The following is a 16910-nucleotide window of genomic DNA, read 5'->3' as shown; positions in this document are numbered from 1 at the left end:
GATTTGGCGGAGGGAGTCAGGCCTTGAGGATCAGCGCCTCGCCCTGTCCGCCGCCGCCGCACAGGGCAACCACGCCGGTGCCGCCGCCGCGGCGTTGCAGTGCCAGGGCCTGGTGCAGCACCAGGCGCGCCCCCGACGCACCCACCGGATGCCCCAAGGCGATGGCGCCGCCGTCGGCGTTGATCTGTTCGGCGTCGATGCCCAGGTCCTTGGCGGACTGCAGCACCACCGAGGCGAAGGCTTCGTTGACCTCGATGAGGTCCAGTTCCCCGACGGCGAGCCCCTCCAGTTTCAGGGCACGTTCAATCGCTCGTGAAGGCTGGGAGTGCAGCGAACCGTCCGGTCCAGCGGTCTGGCCGTGGCTGCCGATTTCCGCGATCCACGCCAGTCCTGCCGCTTTCGCCGCGGCCTTGCTGGCCACAATCACGGCGGCCGCGCCGTCGGAGAGCGGCGAGGAGGACCCTGCGGTGATGGTGGCTGAGTCCGCTGTGGAGAAGGCCGGCTTCAGGGCGGCAAGCCCCGCCGGCGTCGTATCTGCCCGGATTCCCTCGTCCGCATCAATCACGACGGCGGGGCCGCGGCGTTGCGGCATTTCAACCGGAGCGATCTCCGCGGCCAGGATGCCGGCCGCCCGGGCGGCTTCCGCGCGCTGATGGGAACGGGCTGCGACGGCGTCCTGGTCCTCCCTGCCGATGCCAAGCCGGGCGTTCCCGGCGTCGGTGGCGGAACCCATCAGTTCACCGGAACGGGGGTCCTGCAGGCCGTCGAAATTCAAGGAATCCAGCAGCGCAGCGTCGCCGATTGCCACGCCGGCACGGAGCCTGGGCAGCAGGTGCGGGGCGTTGGTCATCGATTCCTGGCCCGCTGCCACAATGAAGTCGGCCTCCCCGGCGCGGATCATCCGGGCGGCGTCGATCACGGCGGTCAGCCCGGACAGGCACAGTTTGTTGATGGTTACGGTGGGCACATCCCAGCCGATCCCTGCCGCGAGGCTGGCCTGCCGTGCGGGTCCCTGGCCGGCACCGGCCTGGATCACCTGGCCCACGATGACGGCCTGGATCTGTTCCGGAGCGACTCCGGTCCGCGCCAGGGCGTGGCGGATGGCGTGGGCGCCCAGTTCGCTTGAGGAGAGGCCTGAAAGCCCGCCGCGGAACTTGCCGAACGGGGTGCGGGCGCCGCCCAGGATGACGGGAATACGGGCATCGTTGCTCATGGCTTGCGGTTATTCGAAGGACGCGCGGCGCCGGTCCGTGGCCCGGGTGTTCCAGACGTCCGGTTTGTTGACCCGGAACCGGCGGCCGGTGAGCGCCCGCGGGGTCAGCCGGATGTAAAAGTTCTTGTCCCCGGGCTGCCACGGTTCCAGGTGAAGGGCGTCCACGGCATCCCTTTCAGCCTGGTCTTCGATCAACTCCGTATCGCCTCGCACCACGACGCTCCAGGCCTGCTCGGTACCGGGATCGTAGCCGTCGATTTCAAGCGCCGCCGGCCGCTCCGACGCCGCGCTCCACAGCTTGGTCCCGCCGGCGGTGCGGAAGGCAATGCTCCTGCGCTGCAGGATGTAGTTGATGGGGAAGATCTCGGGATGGGCATCCACCACAAGTGCCAGGCGGCCCACGATTTCGTCAGCGAGCAACTCCCAGCATTCGTCAAAGGTCAATTTGATGATCGGATCCGTGTGCGAGTTCATGGACCAAACCTTACGGATGATCCTGCCGTTCCAACAGGTCTTTGACGAGGGCATCAAGGATCGGGAGCTGACCCTTGACGAGCTTGCTGCGCGCATCGGCCTCGGAAACCCAGCGGGCGTCGTCGATCTCGGGAAAGTCCTGGATGGTCCCGGAACCCCTCGGCCATTCGAGGGGGAACGTGTTACTCACAATTTCGGCGGGCTGGAAGTCCGCCGCCGCGGTGAATACCGTGATGCGCTTCCCTGATGGCTGGCGGAATTCGCCGAGCAGGACGTAATCAGCGTCGGGTGGCGGGGTGCCGATTTCCTCGGTGAACTCGCGCCGGGCCGCCACCAGGGGGTCCTCGTCATCCTGGTATTCACCCTTGGGAAGGGACCAGGAGTGCACCTTTTTGCCCGCCCAGAACGGGCCGCCCATGTGCCCGATCCAGACTTCGAGCCCTTCCGCCCCGCCGTCCCGGTAAAGCAGGATGCCCGCGCTGCGCACCGTCACGGGGCTTACTGAATTCCTGCGTAGAGGGCGTTGAGTTCGGCCGTCAGCTGTTTCTGGAGTGCCGGCGTGCCGATTTCCTGGCCGTCGATGTGGTTCACGGGTGCCAGCAGGCGGATGCTGGAAATCAGCCACACGGCGTCCGCGTCCAGGAGGTCCTGCGGCTCCAGCGGGCCGTAGCCCAGTTCCCAGCCTGCGGCCTTCGCAGCCCGGAAAAGCGCATTCTGGGACGTGCCGGGGAGGATGCCGGTGTCCAGCTGCGGCGTGATGAGCCGCCGCACGGTGCGGGTGGCGCCCGCGCCGTCGTCGGCTGTTTCCACATGCGCCAGCAGGACCGTGGACGTGGGGCCCTCCAGGACCCGGCCGTCGGCGGAAAGGAAAATGACGTCGTCGGCGCCCTGTTTGTGTGCGTGCCGCAGCGCAGCCATGTTCACCGCGTAGGACAGGGTCTTGGCGCCCAGCAGCAGCCAGGGGGCGCGCTCGGCAACGTCACTGTCGTACCCGCGGTCCAGGAGGATCACATCGATGCCGGCCTCGCGCTGCCGGCGTCCCAGCGCACCCACGGGGGATACCTGGACCCAGCATGTGGGCGAGTCAGCACCTTCCGGGCCGCGGGTTGCCACCAGTTTGACCACCAGTTCGTCCTCGGCCGGTGAAGGCGCCGGGTGCTGGGAGCGGTATTCAGCCACGCCTGTGGTGATGGCCGCGCGCCACTGCTCCTGTGCGGGGATGACCAGGTCCAGGGTTTCGGCGGAAGCGCCAAGCCGGTTCAGGTGGGCCTGCAGCTTCCGGACGTTCCCGCCCACGGCGAGCATGGATTCGAACACGCCGTCCCCGCGGGTTGCCCCCTGGTCCGTCGCCATCAGCTGGGGCTGCGAGGCGTCGGCCAGGCGGCCTTCCGGGCGGGCAGGGTCAAGGAAAACAAGCACCACGGGCGCGGGAGAGGTCATGGCTCCAGCTTAGTCGGGCCGGGCGCGGATAAGCTGTGGTCATTGCCTGGCCGGAATCCGTCCGCCGGTGCGCACTCCCCGGGGGTATTTCCAGTGTTGTGGCCGATTTCGCTTGCCGGTACTGCGCCGACGTGGATTGTGGTGCTTCTGAGCATCGCGGATCTGGTGATCAGGGTGCTGGCCATCGGCATCATTCCCGGCAACCGCCGCCCCACCACAGCCATGGCCTGGCTGCTGGGGATCTTCTTTGTCCCGTTCGTGGGCCTGGCCCTGTTCCTGCTTTTCGGGAATTTCAGGCTTTCCAGCCGGCGCCGGGCGCAGCAGGAGATCGTCAACACCCGGGTGCGTGCCGGCATCTCGGCGCTGGCCGACGTCGAAAGCGACTACCCCGGCCCGGATTGGGTGAAATCCGCCGGGGAGTTGAACCGCCGGCTGGGGTCCCTGCCGATGGTGGACGGCAACTCCGTGGACCTTATTCCGGGTTACCCGGACTCGATCCTGGCCATGACGGAAGCGGTCCGCGGTGCCCGGAAGTTCGTCAACGCCGAGTTCTACATCATGAGCACGGACCACGTCACCAACGACCTCCTGACCGCCATGGAAGAGGCAGCGGAGCGCGGGGTTGAAGTCCGGGTGCTGTTCGACCACATCGGCACCCTGCGGGTCAGGGGCTACCGCAACCTCCTCAACCGCCTCAAGGCCAGCAAGATCCAATGGCGGCGCATGCTCCCGCTGCTGCCCACGCAAGGCCAGTGGCGCCGCCCGGACCTGCGGAACCACCGCAAGATCATGGTGGTGGACGGAGAGATCGCCTTCACCGGCTCGCAGAACCTGATTGAACCGTCCTACAACAACCCCAAGCACCGTAAAGCCGGCCGCGAATGGGTGGAACTGATGGCACGCCTGCGCGGGCCCATCGTCACCACGCTGAACGTCGTGTTTGCCACGGACTGGCTCAGCGAGACCGACGAGAACCTTGAACACCAGCTGCAGCTCCCGGCCAACCCGGAGCCGGGCACCGTCACGGCCCAGGTGGTGCCCAGCGGGCCCGGGTTCATCACGGAAAACAACCTCCGCCTCTTCAACACCCTGATCTACTCCGCGCAGCAGCGGATTTCGATCTGCAGCCCGTACTTCGTCCCCGACGACTCGCTCCTCTACGCCATCACCACTGCGGCCCAGCGGGGCGTGGACGTGGAGCTGTTCGTTTCGGAAAAGGGCGATCAGTTCCTGGTCCACCATGCCCAGCGCTCCTACTACGAGGCGCTGCTGGAAGCCGGGGTGAGGATTTACCTCTACAAGGCACCGTTTGTGCTGCACGCCAAGCACTTCACCATCGACGACGAAGTGGCCGTCCTGGGTTCCAGCAACATGGACATGCGGTCCTTCTCGTTGAACCTGGAAGTCTCCGTGATGCTGCTCGGAGCGGACATCGTGGAGAGCATGCGGGCGGTGGAAAACACCTACCGGGACATTTCAACCGAGCTCAAACTCGATGAGTGGCGTCAGCGGCCCCTTGCTGCCCGCTACATCGATAACGTGGCCAGGCTGACGGCCACAGTCCAGTAGCGCCCAGTGGCGCCGGATTCTTGCCCAAAAATTGATCCGGTCCGCTCTGGAGCGGCGTGGAAAGGGCGGCTAACCTGAAAGCATCGGTTCATGAAGACGGACCATTCGGATCCCGGCTGCCCAAGGCGCCGCCCGAGGGAGCTGACAGATATGCCACAGTCGAAAGTAGCGCGCGTCTGGTTCCGCGTTTCGGCGCTGTCCTTCACCCTGCTGGCGGGGATCACCTTCGTCCAGGTCTCGACCTTTACGCGCGACCTCGACCATACCTGTGAGGCTGCCGGCCAGGCGCTGGACATCAACTACCGGCTGAGGCACCAGCATGACGGGACTTTTTATTTCCCGCTGCAAAACCGATGCAACCCTGTGTATGACACGGTTCCCCAGTGGGTCAACCCGGTCCTGGCAATCCTGGCAGCGGTGCTTGCCATTGCCCTGACCGGTGCGCTGGTCACCTACGGCGAGAAAAAACCCCGTCCGGTACGCATGCCTAGCCGGCCGGGAATTCCGCACCCAGAGCGGAAAGCACACCGTGCGCCTTTACCCGAATCTCGTCGTACTCCTCGTTCGGTACCGAGTCGGCAGTGATGGCACCGCCGACGCCGAGAGTCAGTTCCGCCGTCGGCGCTTCCTGGTTGCCGTCCCCCATAGAGTCCTGGTTGCCGTCCCCCGTAGCGATGACCAGCGTCCTGATTGCCACAGCCAGGTCCGTGGCACCGTTCAGCGAAAAGTAGCCGATCGCGCCCGAGTACAGGCCCCGGGGGCCGTCCTCCAGCCGGTCCAGGATAGCCATGGTGCTGATTTTTGGGGCACCGGTCATGGACCCGGCCGGGAAGCAGGCGGCCACGGCCTCCGCCCGCGGTGCGCCGGGCGTCAACCGCGCGTCGATGGTGCTCACCATTTGGTGGACCGTGGCATAGCTTTCGATCTCGCACAGCCTGCTGACCGTTACGGACCCGGGCTCTGCGAAGTGGCTGAGGTCGTTCCGCAGCAGGTCCACGATCATGATGTTCTCCGCACGGTCCTTGAGCGAAGAAACCAGGTCCTCGCGCAGCTGCCGGTCCTGCTCCGGATCGGCACCCCGGCGGCGGGTGCCCTTAATGGGCTCGGCGCGCATGCCGCCGTCGGACGTGATGCGCAGGAAGCGTTCCGGTGAGGTGCTTGCGACGGTCAGCCCGGTAAACCGCAGATAGCTCGCGAAGGGTGCCGGGTTCCTCCGCCGCAGGGCCAGATAAGTGGGCCACGGGGCCGCCGCCGCGGCAGGCAGCCGCGCCGTGAGGGTTGTGGTGAGGCAGACTTCGTAAGAGTTCCCCTCATGGATTTCATCCTGGGCCGCTGCGATTTTCTGCTTATAGGACGCCTCGGTGTCGCGGCTCGTAAACGCTGCCGTTGCGTCGGGAGCCGTTGCGTTGAGGGCCGCTGCGTTGAGGGCCGTTGCGTTGACGGCGCTCCGTGCGGCGGCCAGCCACGTGTCCGCGTCAGGTGCCTCCAGCGCCAGCAGCCACGCTGTTCCCTCGACATGGTCCACCACCACCGCACGGCCCGCAAAAATGAGCGCCGCGTCGGGGGTTGGTGACACCAGGTCCGAGCCGCCCGTTTCGCGTTTGAGCTCATAACCCAGGCAGCCCAGCCAGCCCAGGGCGAAATCCCCGGGATAGTCATCGGGGGTGCGGACGGCCCTGCGTCCCCAGACGGTATCAAGCCAGCGGAAGAACGGCCCCGGCACGCGGACTGTTGCCGATCCGGCAGTCACCACAGTTTCGCCGGAGCGGTGCGTGACCGACTGGCCGTACGTTCCGGAGTCGTCGGCAAGGATGCTGAAGCGGCTGCGTTCGGTGGCCGGCGACTGCTCCGGGGCGGGGCCGGCGGGCGCATTCGAGGAGTCCAGCCACGCGGCACGCGCGGATGTGCCGTAGAGGGACGCGAAGAGGGCAGCGGTGTCCGGGCGGGCGGCCAGGCGCTCTGCCCGGAGCCGGAGCCCGCGGCGGCCGGCACGTTCCGGCACCATCACCGGCCCCAGCACGGGGAGGTAGGCGAGGGCCTGCAGGACGTCTTCCGGGGCCGAGCCGTCTGCCTGGTTGAGCACGCGGATATCGGCCTGCGCGGGGACGTCATCCGTCGCCAGCCAATCAGCTTCCTGCGCCGCCCACTGCTCCCAGAACGGCTCATAGGTGCCGCCATCGCGTTCCAGTGCCCGTGTCCGGCGGACGTCCTCCGGTGAGTCGGCCCAGATGACGGCGCTGAGCAGGGGCCGGGCTTCCGCGGCGGCGGCGCCCACACCCTCGATGATCACGATCTCGGCCGGCAGCGTGACCCGGGTGTCGCCGTCGTAATGATTTGCCCAGTCCCAGCTGGTCCAGGTGGCTGCTTCCCCGCGGCTCAGGGGGGTGAGGACGGTGGACACGTAGCGTTCAATGCCCGTTGCCAGGCCGTTCCAGCCGGGGTAGATGTCCTCGAGATGGAACAGGGCCACCTTGTGGTGGTTCCGCAGCTGCGCGGCGAGCTCGATGGCCAGGGTGGTTTTGCCTGCGCCGGATCGCCCGTCAATGGCGATGATCACAGGTGCGGGGGTCATGAAATAGAGCGTACCTGCTAGTGGATCACGGCGAGGAGGACACCCACGGCGACGAAGAGGACACCGAAAATACGGCTCAGGACCGTCTGCCCGTGGGCATCGTGGGTGAACCGCTGGAAGGACTTGGCGGCTAAAGCGAAGAAGAACCACATCACCAGGATGTCGATCGCCACCACGGTGGTGGTGAGGACGGCGTACTGCGGCAGGAGCGGCCGTTCCGGCCGGATGAACTGCGGCATGAAGGCGAGGAAGAAGACGATGGCCTTGGGGTTGAGGAGGTTAACCCACAGGCCGCGCCGAAACATGGACCAGGCCGGCTCGTTTCGGAGGACGGCAGCCTGTTCCCGGTCCAGGTCCGGCTTGCTCAGGAACTGGCGGATACCGAGGTAGACAAGGTAGGCGGCGCCCGCGTAACGGATCACGTTGAAGGCCACCGGCGAACTGGCCACCAGCACGCCCACGCCGAGAGCCACGATGATCACGTGGATCACCAGGGCCGCCTGCTGGCCCAGGATCCCCCAGATGGAGCGGCGGAATCCCGAGGTCAGGGAGTTGCTCATGGTGTTGATGGCGCCGGCACCCGGAGTAAAACTGATCAGGACGCCCGCGCCGGCGAGCGCGAGCCACAGGGAGAATTGCACCTGCCAAGTTTAGTGCCGGTTCACCAGGGGCGGTGACGTGTCCAGCCAGGCCAGGGGCGGTGCCGACCTCTCCTACGCCCGGGCGATGACCTCTCCGTTGGGAATGAGGAACCAGCCGTCGTCGGTGGATCCCCAGCGGTGCCAGCCCGCGGAGATCCGGGCCAGGTCCGCTTCGTTGGCGAAGCCGTACTCCAGCGCCTGGTCCGCGAAGGCCGAATGCAGCACCCGTTCACCCCACACCCGCGCCTGCCATCTCCGCTGCTGGCTGGTGGCGTAGAGCCAGTTGCTGCTGGTGGGCGCCACGTCGGTGAAGCCCGCGGACTGGGCCCAGGAAACCAGGCGGCGGCCGGCGTCGGGTTCGGCCCCGTTGCGGCGGGCGATCTGCTGGTAAAGGTCCATCCACTCGTCCAGTTCCGGCAGCGGCGGGTACCAGCTCATGCCATGGAAGTCCGCGTCCCGTACGGCCACAATCCCGCCGGGCTTGGCCACCCGGCGCATCTCCCGCAGCGCTTCCACCGGATCGGTCAGGTGCTGCAGGACCTGGTGGGCGTGGACGACGTCGAACGTCTCGTCCTCGAAGTCGAGGTCATAGATGTTGCCGGTGACGAACTCGGCGTTGGCCACGCCGCGTTCAGCGGCGAGCGCCGTGGCCTGGGCAATGATGTCCGGCGACCGGTCAAGCCCGGTGACCTTCCCGGGCGCCACCAGCACCGCGAAATCGCACGTGATGCTTCCGGGCCCGCAGCCGACGTCGAGCACGGAGGCCCCCGGAGTGAGGTGCGGAATCACAAAGGCCGCTGAATTTTCCGCGGTCCTGGAAGCATGGGCGCGGACCACGGACTCGTGGTGGCCGTGCGTGTACACATCGTCGTCTTCGGGCTGCTGCGCACTCATAACCAAAACGCTACCGCCGCGGTGGCGGGAATGGGAGGAACCGTCGTCGTGCATTCCGCCCAACTGAGTAGCGCGAACTGTCGTTTTGACCGCTCAAAACGACAGTTCGCGCTACTTAGTTGGGGGCGGGAGGGTGCTCAGCGGATGCAGTGGCGGGGCTGGCCGGACCAGGTTCGGAGGTTTCCTGGCGGGCGGCGATGGTGGCAGCGACCATGGCTGTCATAAAGCGGGTGACAACGCCGAGTTCCTCGGGGGAGAAGGCAGCGATGGCGGCGCCCATGTGACGGGACAAGGGCATGAACATGGCCCCTCCATCCTGGAAGGCCTTGGGCGTCATCCGGAGCTGAACCTGCCGGCGGTCTGATGCATGCCGTTCGCGGATTACGTGGCCCGAGTGGTCCAGCCGGTCGATGAGGGCCGTGGTGGCAGGAGAGCTCAGGTGCAGTTCCTTCCGGAGGATCCCAGGGGTGACCACCAGGCCCTTGGCGGTGTGGCGCATGATGACGGCCAGTGCATTCAGGTCGGTGCGGTGCATGTCATTTTGGGCACCCGCCGAGTCCGCGTACCTGTTGGCCTCAAGCGTGAATTCCTGCAGCAGGCGGATCAGGGACTGGGGGCCGGCGTCGGCAGGGGGCTGGAACGTATCGTCCGTCATGTCCTGCCTCCTCCGCTAGCTCGCGTCATGCATGTGGCTCTCCGCTGTTTGGTGCTGACGCCCTGACGGATATTACTGCAGCAGCGCCATCCGCGGGCCTTCCACCCGTGATTGCCTGGCAGAAACCGAAATTGCATGACAGGCACTTATCTCTATGGTGGAGATACTCTATGATGGAATCAATTGTACGCCTCCGTTCCCAAGCTCAGAAGGAATCATGAAAACCAGTCCCCAACACAGCGCGCGGGTTCCGTTCTGGCTTCGCTGGCTCATCCCGGTCCTTCTGGTCCTCACCTGGCTGGCCGCGGCCGGCATCGGCGGACCCACTTTCGGGCGCCTCAGCGAGGTCTCTTCCAACGACCAGGCATCCTTCCTGCCCGCAAGCGCCGAAGCAACAGCCGCGCAGGAGTGGCAGACGAAGTTCCGGGATTCCAACGAAGTTCCTGCCGTGGTGGTCATTGAAAGCAGTGAAGCATTCACCCCGGCCCAGCTGGGTAAGGCTGCAGCCCTCAGGGCGGACATGGAAGCGCTGAAGCTCGGCAGCACGGTGATCGGCCCCATCCCATCCGAAGACGGCAAAGCCGTCCAGTTCGTCGCTCCCATTGCCTCCTCCGGTGAGCTGAAGGAGGCAGTCAAGGAACTGCGGACCACGGTTGCTGACGCCGCTCCGGACGGGATGCGGACGTTTGTCACCGGACCCGCCGGCCTTGCCGCGGACCTTACCAGCGCGTTCGCAGGAATCGACGGCATCCTGCTGCTGGTGGCCCTGGGCGCCGTTTTTGTGATCCTCCTGATCGTCTACCGCTCCCTGCTGCTGCCCATCGCGGTGCTGCTGACTTCGGTGTTCGCGCTGTGCGCCGCCATCCTGCTCGTATTTGGAATGGCCAAACTCGGCTGGATCCAGCTCAATGGCCAGAGCCAGGGCATCCTGTCCATCCTGGTGATCGGCGCGGCCACCGACTACGCGCTGCTCTACGTGGCCCGGTTCCGTGAAGCCCTCACCCACACGCACAACCGGACCGCTGCCGTGCTGACGGCCTGGAAGACGTCGGTGGAGCCGATCGTGGCTTCCGGCGCCACCGTCATCATCGCCCTGCTGTGCCTGCTGTTCTCCGACCTGAACTCCAACAAGGGCCTTGGCCCGGTGGCGGCTGCAGGCATTCTCTGCTCACTGTTCGCCGCCCTGACCCTCCTGCCCGCGCTCATGGCACTCCTGGGCCGGGCAGCCTTCTGGCCATTCCGTCCCAAGCTGGTCCCCGAAGATCAGCGGGAACCGGAGCTCGTCACGGGCCTGGAAGGGCAGAAGGGCATCTGGCGTGCCATCGGATCGCTGGTCTCCCGCCGTCCGCGCACCGTGTGGGTGGCATCGGTACTCCTGCTGCTGGTGGCCTCGACGGGCATTCTGCAACTGAAAGCCAACGGGGTGCCGCAGACGGATGTCATCCTCACCGCGTCCAACGCCGTTGACGGCCAGGACGCGCTGGCGCGCCATTTCGACGCCGGCAGCGGCAGCCCCGCCGTCGTGATTGCGGATCAGGGCAAAGCTGATGAGGTCCTCGCGAAGGTCAAAACGGCCGACGGCGTGGGAGACGCCTACCTCCTGGCTGCGGGCAGTGTGCCCATCACCGGAGCCCCCGGAACTCCTACCGCCCCGGACGTCCGTGACGGCAAGGTCCTGATCAACGCCACACTGAACTACGCGGCGGATTCCATCGAAGCCGAGGACGTGGTCAAGGCGCTGCGCCAGGACGTCAAGGCAATCGACTCCGGTGCCCTGGTTGGCGGCGTCACGGCCACTGCCCTGGACACGAACACCACGGCCCAGCGCGACCTGGTCATCATCATCCCCATTGTGCTGGTGGTGATCCTCTTCATCCTGATGCTCCTGCTCCGTTCCGTGGTGGCGCCCGTCCTGCTGGTGCTCTCCGTGGTGCTGTCCTACGGCGCGGCGATGGGTGTCTCGGCCCTGGTGTTCAACAACCTGCTGGGATTCCCGGGGGCCGACGCCACAGTGCCGCTGTTCGGATTCGTCTTCCTGGTGGCCCTGGGCGTGGACTACAACATCTTCCTGATGAGCCGGGTCCGCGAGGAGTCGCTCAAGCACGGGACGCGTCCCGGCATCCTGCGTGGACTGGGTGTGACCGGGGGCGTAATCACGTCCGCCGGCGTGGTGCTGGCCGCCACATTCGCCGCGCTGAGCATCATTCCCATCATGTTCCTGGTCCAGCTGGCCTTCATTGTGGCCTTCGGTGTGCTGCTGGATACCGTCCTGGTGCGTTCGCTGCTGGTTCCGGCGTTGACTTACGACATCGGCCCGCGCATTTGGTGGCCCAGCAAGCTGGGCCGTCCGGAAGCGGACGCGGCGGTGCAGCAGCCGGACGGTCTGGAGCTGGAGGCGGAGGGCGCCGGCCGCCGGTAGTTGGGCCGTGGCGGGACGTGGAGGAGTAACCCTCAGCCCTGGTTCCGCCACCAGGCCACGGTGGCCGCAGCCGCTTGGGCGAGGGGCGTGGGGTGGAGGCCCAGGGTGGCCTGGCTCACGGCGGAGTCCATCACAAACGGCTTTTGGAACTGATACAGGGTTTCGCCAAGCTCCCCGAGATCCTTCGAGAAGAGTCCCATGACCCGCAGGGCCCAGCCGGGGATGGTACCGATTTTTGGCTGGGTGGCCCCGCCGGCCTCCGCGAATGCGGTTGCCAGCTGGCGTTGCGTGACAGCCGGGCCGGTGGGCGCGTGCCACACCCTGTTCCATAGCGACGGTGTCTGCGCGGACATGATCATCGCGGCCGCGAGGTCCGGGACGTAGGTGAATGAGTGCGGCTGGTCCGCGCTGCCCATGACCCAGAGCTTCTTTCCGGCGAGGACGGGCGCCACCATGCGCTCGCCGCCGTGCGAGTTCCGGACCCGCGGGCCGAAGAAGTCGCCGGCCACCACGCTGACCGTGTTGGTGGGGGAGGCGTCGCGGGCTCTCAGCAGGTCGGTGCGGACGCCGCGCTTGCCACCCCGGGCAGCCCGCGGTCCCGCCTCGGTCATGGGGCGGTCCGGCTCGCTGTAGGAATAGAGGCTTTCGGGAAAAACGACGACGGCGCCCGCCTCGGCCGCTGCGGCCAGCACCGTTTGTTCGGCGCGGGGGAGCTCGGCCCGCCATGCGTCCGCCGTGTAGGCGGACCCGTGGATGCAGTGGAACACAGCGGCGGCGCCGCTGAGTGCTTCGCGTACCCGGGCGGCGTCCTGGACGTCCACCACCCGGCGTTCCACCCGCGAATGCTCCGGGCCGGAGCCGGAACGCGTCAGGACCCTGACGTGCTTGCCCTGTTCCGCCAGCTGTTCCGCAACGGCCCAGCCAACCGGACCTGCTCCGGTGACAACGTGTAGATCGTTCATGGCTTCCCCTTCAGGACGGTCCAGGCTATGAGAGCACTGCTCTCATCTAAGAATGCACCCGGTCGCCTGGACCGGTCAAGAGCGGTGCTCTCAATTGTTGACAGTGCTCTGCGTTATGCCATGCTGGTGTGGTGACCGACAAGCCCGCGAACCCCGACGCCAACCTTCGGACACCCCGGGAGCGGGCCCGCGCCCAGACCATTGCCGAGATTGTCCGGCTGGGGCGGCGCCACCTGGCAATCCACGGTGCGGCGGCACTCTCACTCCGTGCCGTGGCGAGGGATTTAGGCGTTGTCTCGTCCGCCGTCTACCGTTACGTCGCCAGCCGCGACGAACTCCTGACTCTGCTGCTCGTGGACGCCTACAACGAGCTCGGCGACGCCGTGGATGAGGCGGTGAATGCGAAGCCTGAGAATGACTTCGCCGGACGGTTCGCGGCGCTGGGGCTCGCTGTCCGGGAGTGGGCGCTGCGCGAGCCGGCGCGCTATGGACTCCTGTTCGGCAGCCCGGTGCCCGGCTACCAGGCGCCCGCCAGCCAGACCACAGCGCCCGGCACGCGGGTGATCTACAGCCTGGTCGGGATCCTTGATGCCGCCTACCGGGCGGGTGAGCTGTCCATGCCGGCGAGTGCCGCCGTCGTGCGTTCGCCGCTGGCTGCCGACCTCGAATCCATCCGTTCCGGACTCGGGCTCACGGTGCCTGACAGCCTCCTCGCGAATGGAGCGCTGGTGTGGACGTCGCTTTTCGGCGCGGTGAGCTTCGAGATCTTCGGCCAGTACGGGCCGGACACCTTCCGCGCCCGCGATGACCTCTTTGAGCACCACCTCGCGGTTCTTGCGCGCCTGACTGGCTTCGCCGGCAGCTAACCGCCCGAGCGTCACGCCGGGCATGCACGCCACGGGGCCTGGGGTGCATGTGGGGCGGCGGAAATAGTAAGCCTACTGCCCTTTCGCTCCGCATCATCCGGGTCTAGCCTGTTCAGCAGAAACTCTTTCGCTGCCGCAAGAGCCAGGAGGCCGCCATGGCTGACCGCATCGCTGAAATCTGGGGGAGCCGGACGCCGTACGCCCGTGGCGGCTTGTGGCCGGTCCGGGTGGACCAGGCGCTCGACGGCGGCGTCCCGGAAGCGGACGTGGACCGCTGGGTGCAGTCCGCCTGTGTCCTGTGCAGCAACGGCTGCGCCTGCGACATCGCGGTCAAGGATGGCGCCATGGTGGGCATCCGCGGGCGGGCCGGTGACCTGGTGAACCATGGACGGCTGGGTCCGAAGGGCCTGTTCGCCAGCTGGCAGGGCGTGTCGCATAAGGACCGCCTGACGCAGCCGATGATCCGCGAGAACGGGCAGTTGGTGGAATGCAGCTGGGACACCGCCATGGGCCGCATTGTGGAGCGAAGCAAGGAACTGCTCCGGACCCGGGGGCCCCTGAGCCACGGCTTCTACACCAGCGGCCAGCTGTTGCTGGAGGAGTACTACGCCCTGGCGGTGATCGGGAAAGCCGGCATCGGCACGCCCCACATGGACGGCAACACCCGCCTCTGCACGGCCACGGCAGCGGCCTCCCTGAAGGAATCCTTCGGCGCCGACGGGCAGCCGGGCGCCTACGAGGACATCGACCACTGCGATGCCATCTTTTTTTACGGACACAACATGGCCGAGACCCAGACGGTCCTCTGGTCCAGGGTTTTGGACAGGATCGCGGGACCGGACCGTCCCAGGGTGGTGTGCGTGGACCCGCGCGATACCGAGGTGGCCAGGTATGCGGACGTCCATCTCGCGCTGAAGCCGGGCACCAATCTGGCGCTGATGCACGCCCTGGTCCGCGAGGTCCTGCACAACGGCTGGCAGGACTCCGACTACGTGGACGCGCATACACTCGGGCTCGAGGAGCTTCGGAAGACCGTGGAGCCATGGACCCCCGAGGCTGCAGCGGAAACCTGCGGTGTGGACGCCGCGGACATCCGGGAAGCCGCACGCATATTCGGCTCTTCCGAACGGGTGCTGTCCACCGTGCTCCAGGGGTTTTACCAGTCCTCCCAAGCCACCGCTTCGTCCTGCCAGGTCAACAACCTGCACCTGCTGCGCGCCATGCTGGGGCGCCCCGGCTGCGGGCTGCTGCAGATGAACGGGCAGCCCACCGCGCAGAACAACAGGGAATGCGGGGCCGACGGCGACCTTCCGGGCTTCCGGAACTGGGAAAACCAGGACCACATCAACGATTTGGCGCGGCTCTGGAAGGTGGACCCCGGGATCATTCCGCACTGGGCGCCTCCCACGCACGCGATGCAGATCTTCCGGTACGCGGAGCAGGGCTCCATCGAATTCCTGTGGGTCTCAGCCACCAATCCGGCCGTGTCCATGCCGCAGTTGCCCAGGATCCGGGAGATCCTCGCCAAGCCGGAACTCTTCCTGGTGGTCCAGGACCTGTACCTGACGGAAACGGCCCAGGCGGCCGACGTCGTCCTTCCCGCCGCCGGCTGGGGCGAGAAGGCGGGAACGTTCACCAACGCGGACCGGACCGTACACCTCTCGGACAAAGCCGTTGAACCCCCGGGCGAAGCCCGCCCCGACCTGGAGATCTTCCTGGACTACTCGCGCCGGATGGATTTCCGCACGCAGGACGGTGAGCCGCTGCTGACGTGGACCGGGCCCGAGGACGCCTTCGAGGCCTGGAAGGAATGCTCCCGGGGCCGGCCCTGCGACTACTCGGGCATCAGCTACGAAAAGCTCCGGGGCGGCAGCGGGATCCCGTGGCCCTGCAATGACGGGAATCCGGACGGCCGGGTGCGGCTCTATGACGACGGGATCTTCCCCACGCGGCCGGAGTACTGCGAAAGCTACGGCCACGATCTCCTGACCGGGGCCTCCATTCCTCCCACGGAATATAAGGCTTCCGCTCCTGCCGGCCGGGCGTTTCTGCGCACAACGCAGTACACCCCGGCGCACGAGGAGCCGGACGCGGAGTATCCGCTCCGCTACACAACCGGCCGGACCGCCTATCACTTCCATACGCGCACCAAGACGGGCCGTTCCAAGCCCTTGACGGCAGCCGCGCCGAGGGCCTGGGTGGAAATGGCGCCGGCCGATTGTGAAGCGCTGGGCATCTCCGAGGGCGATCTGGTGCGGGTGTCCTCCCGCCGGGGCACCATCGAAGTGCCGGTCCGCATCAGCGGCATCCGGCCAGGGAGCGTGTTTGCGCCCTTCCATTACGGCTACTGGGATGCCGGTGGCGTCCCGGGGGAGCACCCGACTGCCGCCAACGAACTCACGCTCACCGAGTGGGACCCCGTGTCCAAGCAGCCGGTGTTCAAGAATGCCGCCGTCAGGGTGGAGCGGATTGGGGATGCCGCCGGGCCCGCTCCGGCACCCACGACGACGGCGTCCCGGCCGCGGGAGGCCGCCCGGGTCCCAGCCACCAGGGGAGGCCCGGAGGCGGCAGCATCCGAACTTCTTGAGCCCGGGGATCCACCCAATTTTCCGGACGCCGTCAACTCGCCGGGAGGCCGGCCATGAACCTCAGGATCTATTTGGGGATGCTCCGCAGGACTGAGGTGACGCTGGCGGAATCGTTCGTCGAGGTGGCTGAAGGACACGGGGAGGAACCTGATGTCTATTTCCTCTGCCTTACCCTGGCGCGGCAATGCCTCGGCCATCAGGAGAAGCTGGAGGCCGTGGTGGAACGTTACGGCGAGGGCGCGCCGGACAACGAACCGGAACGGCTCCAAGCGGTAGGTCTTTCGGAGACCCGCAGCGGGCCGGTTGGTCTGTTGCGTGACCTGCAGGACCTTTACCTTCTGGCCAGCTTCGTGGATATCACCTGGACCATGGTCAAACAGGCGGCGGCCGCACTCCGCGACAAGGACCTGCTCGCCGTGGTGGCAGAGTGCGAGTCGGAAACCTCTACACAGCTCAAGTGGCTGCAGACACGGATGAAGCAGGCCGCTCCGCAGGCACTCGTGGCCGCGCGCTGACGGGGATGCGGATTGCGGCCGGCCCCTGTTTAGCCCGGGCCGGTCTGGGTACACTCCAAGTGCGCCCGCATGGACGCAGAACCTCGAGGAAGAGAAGCCACC

General features: G+C 66.8%; 14 protein-coding genes. 5 read left to right on the top strand and 9 right to left on the bottom strand.

All coding sequences use genetic code 11. From position 1 onward, the window contains the following. Window positions 1-16: 16 nt before the first annotated feature. The 4 genes from SBP01_RS18080 to SBP01_RS18065 are packed head-to-tail and all read right to left on the bottom strand — an operon-like array spanning window position 17 to window position 3127. A complete protein-coding gene (locus tag SBP01_RS18080) occupies window positions 17-1213 on the bottom strand; it encodes an acetyl-CoA C-acyltransferase (protein WP_320536792.1) in 1197 nt (398 codons plus the stop codon). Window positions 1214-1222: 9 nt separating this feature from the next. Further along, window positions 1223-1687, bottom strand: coding sequence for a pyridoxamine 5'-phosphate oxidase family protein (locus tag SBP01_RS18075; RefSeq protein ID WP_275215130.1), 465 nt, complete (start codon window positions 1685-1687; stop codon window positions 1223-1225). Window positions 1688-1697: 10 nt separating this feature from the next. Next, the gene (locus SBP01_RS18070; protein WP_320536791.1) at window positions 1698-2180 is read right to left on the bottom strand and encodes an NUDIX domain-containing protein; all 483 of its coding nucleotides are present in this window, start codon (window positions 2178-2180) and stop codon (window positions 1698-1700) included. A 5-nt stretch (window positions 2181-2185) separates the two neighbouring features. Then, entirely contained in the window at window positions 2186-3127 is a 942-nt protein-coding gene (locus tag SBP01_RS18065) for an aminodeoxychorismate lyase (protein ID WP_320536790.1), read from the bottom strand. A gap of 96 nt (window positions 3128-3223) precedes the next feature. Here SBP01_RS18065 and cls point away from each other — a divergent pair, with 96 nt between their 5' ends. Further along, complete coding sequence (gene cls, locus SBP01_RS18060) at window positions 3224-4696, top strand: cardiolipin synthase (protein WP_320538383.1); 1473 nt, start codon at window positions 3224-3226, stop codon at window positions 4694-4696. Window positions 4697-5183: 487 nt separating this feature from the next. Here the strand turns inward: cls and pabB are convergent, their stop codons facing one another. The 4 genes from pabB to SBP01_RS18040 all read right to left on the bottom strand — a co-directional run bounded on the left by pabB (window position 5184) and on the right by SBP01_RS18040 (window position 9458). Beyond that, window positions 5184-7268, bottom strand: a complete 2085-nt coding sequence (gene pabB, locus SBP01_RS18055) for an aminodeoxychorismate synthase component I (protein WP_320536789.1) — start codon at window positions 7266-7268, stop codon at window positions 5184-5186. Window positions 7269-7285: 17 nt separating this feature from the next. Then, window positions 7286-7909, bottom strand: coding sequence for a LysE family transporter (locus SBP01_RS18050; protein ID WP_320536788.1), 624 nt, complete (start codon window positions 7907-7909; stop codon window positions 7286-7288). 72 nt (window positions 7910-7981) lie between these two features. Further along, entirely contained in the window at window positions 7982-8803 is an 822-nt protein-coding gene (locus tag SBP01_RS18045) for a methyltransferase domain-containing protein (RefSeq protein WP_275215124.1), read from the bottom strand. A 115-nt stretch (window positions 8804-8918) separates the two neighbouring features. Beyond that, window positions 8919-9458, bottom strand: coding sequence for a MarR family winged helix-turn-helix transcriptional regulator (locus SBP01_RS18040; RefSeq protein WP_320536786.1), 540 nt, complete (start codon window positions 9456-9458; stop codon window positions 8919-8921). Window positions 9459-9675: 217 nt separating this feature from the next. Here SBP01_RS18040 and SBP01_RS18035 point away from each other — a divergent pair, with 217 nt between their 5' ends. Continuing rightward, window positions 9676-11877, top strand: a complete 2202-nt coding sequence (locus tag SBP01_RS18035; protein WP_320536785.1) for an MMPL family transporter — start codon at window positions 9676-9678, stop codon at window positions 11875-11877. A 32-nt stretch (window positions 11878-11909) separates the two neighbouring features. Here SBP01_RS18035 and SBP01_RS18030 read toward each other — a convergent pair whose 3' ends face one another. Continuing rightward, window positions 11910-12839, bottom strand: coding sequence for an NAD-dependent epimerase/dehydratase family protein (locus SBP01_RS18030; RefSeq protein ID WP_320536784.1), 930 nt, complete (start codon window positions 12837-12839; stop codon window positions 11910-11912). 131 nt (window positions 12840-12970) lie between these two features. On the opposite strand from SBP01_RS18030, the gene SBP01_RS18025 reads away from it, so the two are divergent. The 3 genes from SBP01_RS18025 to SBP01_RS18015 all read left to right on the top strand — a co-directional run bounded on the left by SBP01_RS18025 (window position 12971) and on the right by SBP01_RS18015 (window position 16808). After that, window positions 12971-13705 (top strand): TetR/AcrR family transcriptional regulator, encoded by a 735-nt coding sequence (locus SBP01_RS18025; RefSeq protein WP_320536783.1) that lies wholly within the window; start codon window positions 12971-12973, stop codon window positions 13703-13705. A 155-nt stretch (window positions 13706-13860) separates the two neighbouring features. Next, a complete protein-coding gene (locus SBP01_RS18020) occupies window positions 13861-16350 on the top strand; it encodes a nitrate reductase (RefSeq protein ID WP_320536781.1) in 2490 nt (829 codons plus the stop codon). Then, window positions 16347-16808: a hypothetical protein gene (locus tag SBP01_RS18015; RefSeq protein ID WP_320536780.1), complete on the top strand. Its 462-nt coding sequence runs from the start codon at window positions 16347-16349 to the stop codon at window positions 16806-16808. The genes SBP01_RS18020 and SBP01_RS18015 overlap by 4 nt, the downstream gene beginning before the upstream one ends. Window positions 16809-16910 lie beyond the last annotated feature (102 nt).

The organism is Pseudarthrobacter sp. IC2-21, from assembly GCF_034048115.1.
GTDB lineage: Bacteria > Actinomycetota > Actinomycetes > Actinomycetales > Micrococcaceae > Arthrobacter > Arthrobacter naphthalenicus.
Note: the sequence above shows the minus strand (reverse complement) of the source record. Positions and strands in the feature narration are given on the sequence as shown.

What these genes read in the sequence shown, in the direction of transcription:
- SBP01_RS18080 (WP_320536792.1), bottom strand. Translation starts at nt 1,213, where the DNA reads ATGAGCAACGATGCCCGTATTCCCGTCATCCTGGGCGGCGCCCGCACC.
- SBP01_RS18075 (WP_275215130.1), bottom strand. Translation starts at nt 1,687, where the DNA reads ATGAACTCGCACACGGATCCGATCATCAAATTGACCTTTGACGAATGC.
- SBP01_RS18065 (WP_320536790.1), bottom strand. Translation starts at nt 3,127, where the DNA reads ATGACCTCTCCCGCGCCCGTGGTGCTTGTTTTCCTTGACCCTGCCCGC.
- pabB (WP_320536789.1), bottom strand. Translation starts at nt 7,268, where the DNA reads ATGACCCCCGCACCTGTGATCATCGCCATTGACGGGCGATCCGGCGCA.
- SBP01_RS18045 (WP_275215124.1), bottom strand. Translation starts at nt 8,803, where the DNA reads ATGAGTGCGCAGCAGCCCGAAGACGACGATGTGTACACGCACGGCCAC.
- SBP01_RS18040 (WP_320536786.1), bottom strand. Translation starts at nt 9,458, where the DNA reads ATGACGGACGATACGTTCCAGCCCCCTGCCGACGCCGGCCCCCAGTCC.
- SBP01_RS18035 (WP_320536785.1), top strand. Translation starts at nt 9,676, where the DNA reads ATGAAAACCAGTCCCCAACACAGCGCGCGGGTTCCGTTCTGGCTTCGC.
- SBP01_RS18030 (WP_320536784.1), bottom strand. Translation starts at nt 12,839, where the DNA reads ATGAACGATCTACACGTTGTCACCGGAGCAGGTCCGGTTGGCTGGGCC.
- SBP01_RS18020 (WP_320536781.1), top strand. Translation starts at nt 13,861, where the DNA reads ATGGCTGACCGCATCGCTGAAATCTGGGGGAGCCGGACGCCGTACGCC.
- SBP01_RS18015 (WP_320536780.1), top strand. Translation starts at nt 16,347, where the DNA reads ATGAACCTCAGGATCTATTTGGGGATGCTCCGCAGGACTGAGGTGACG.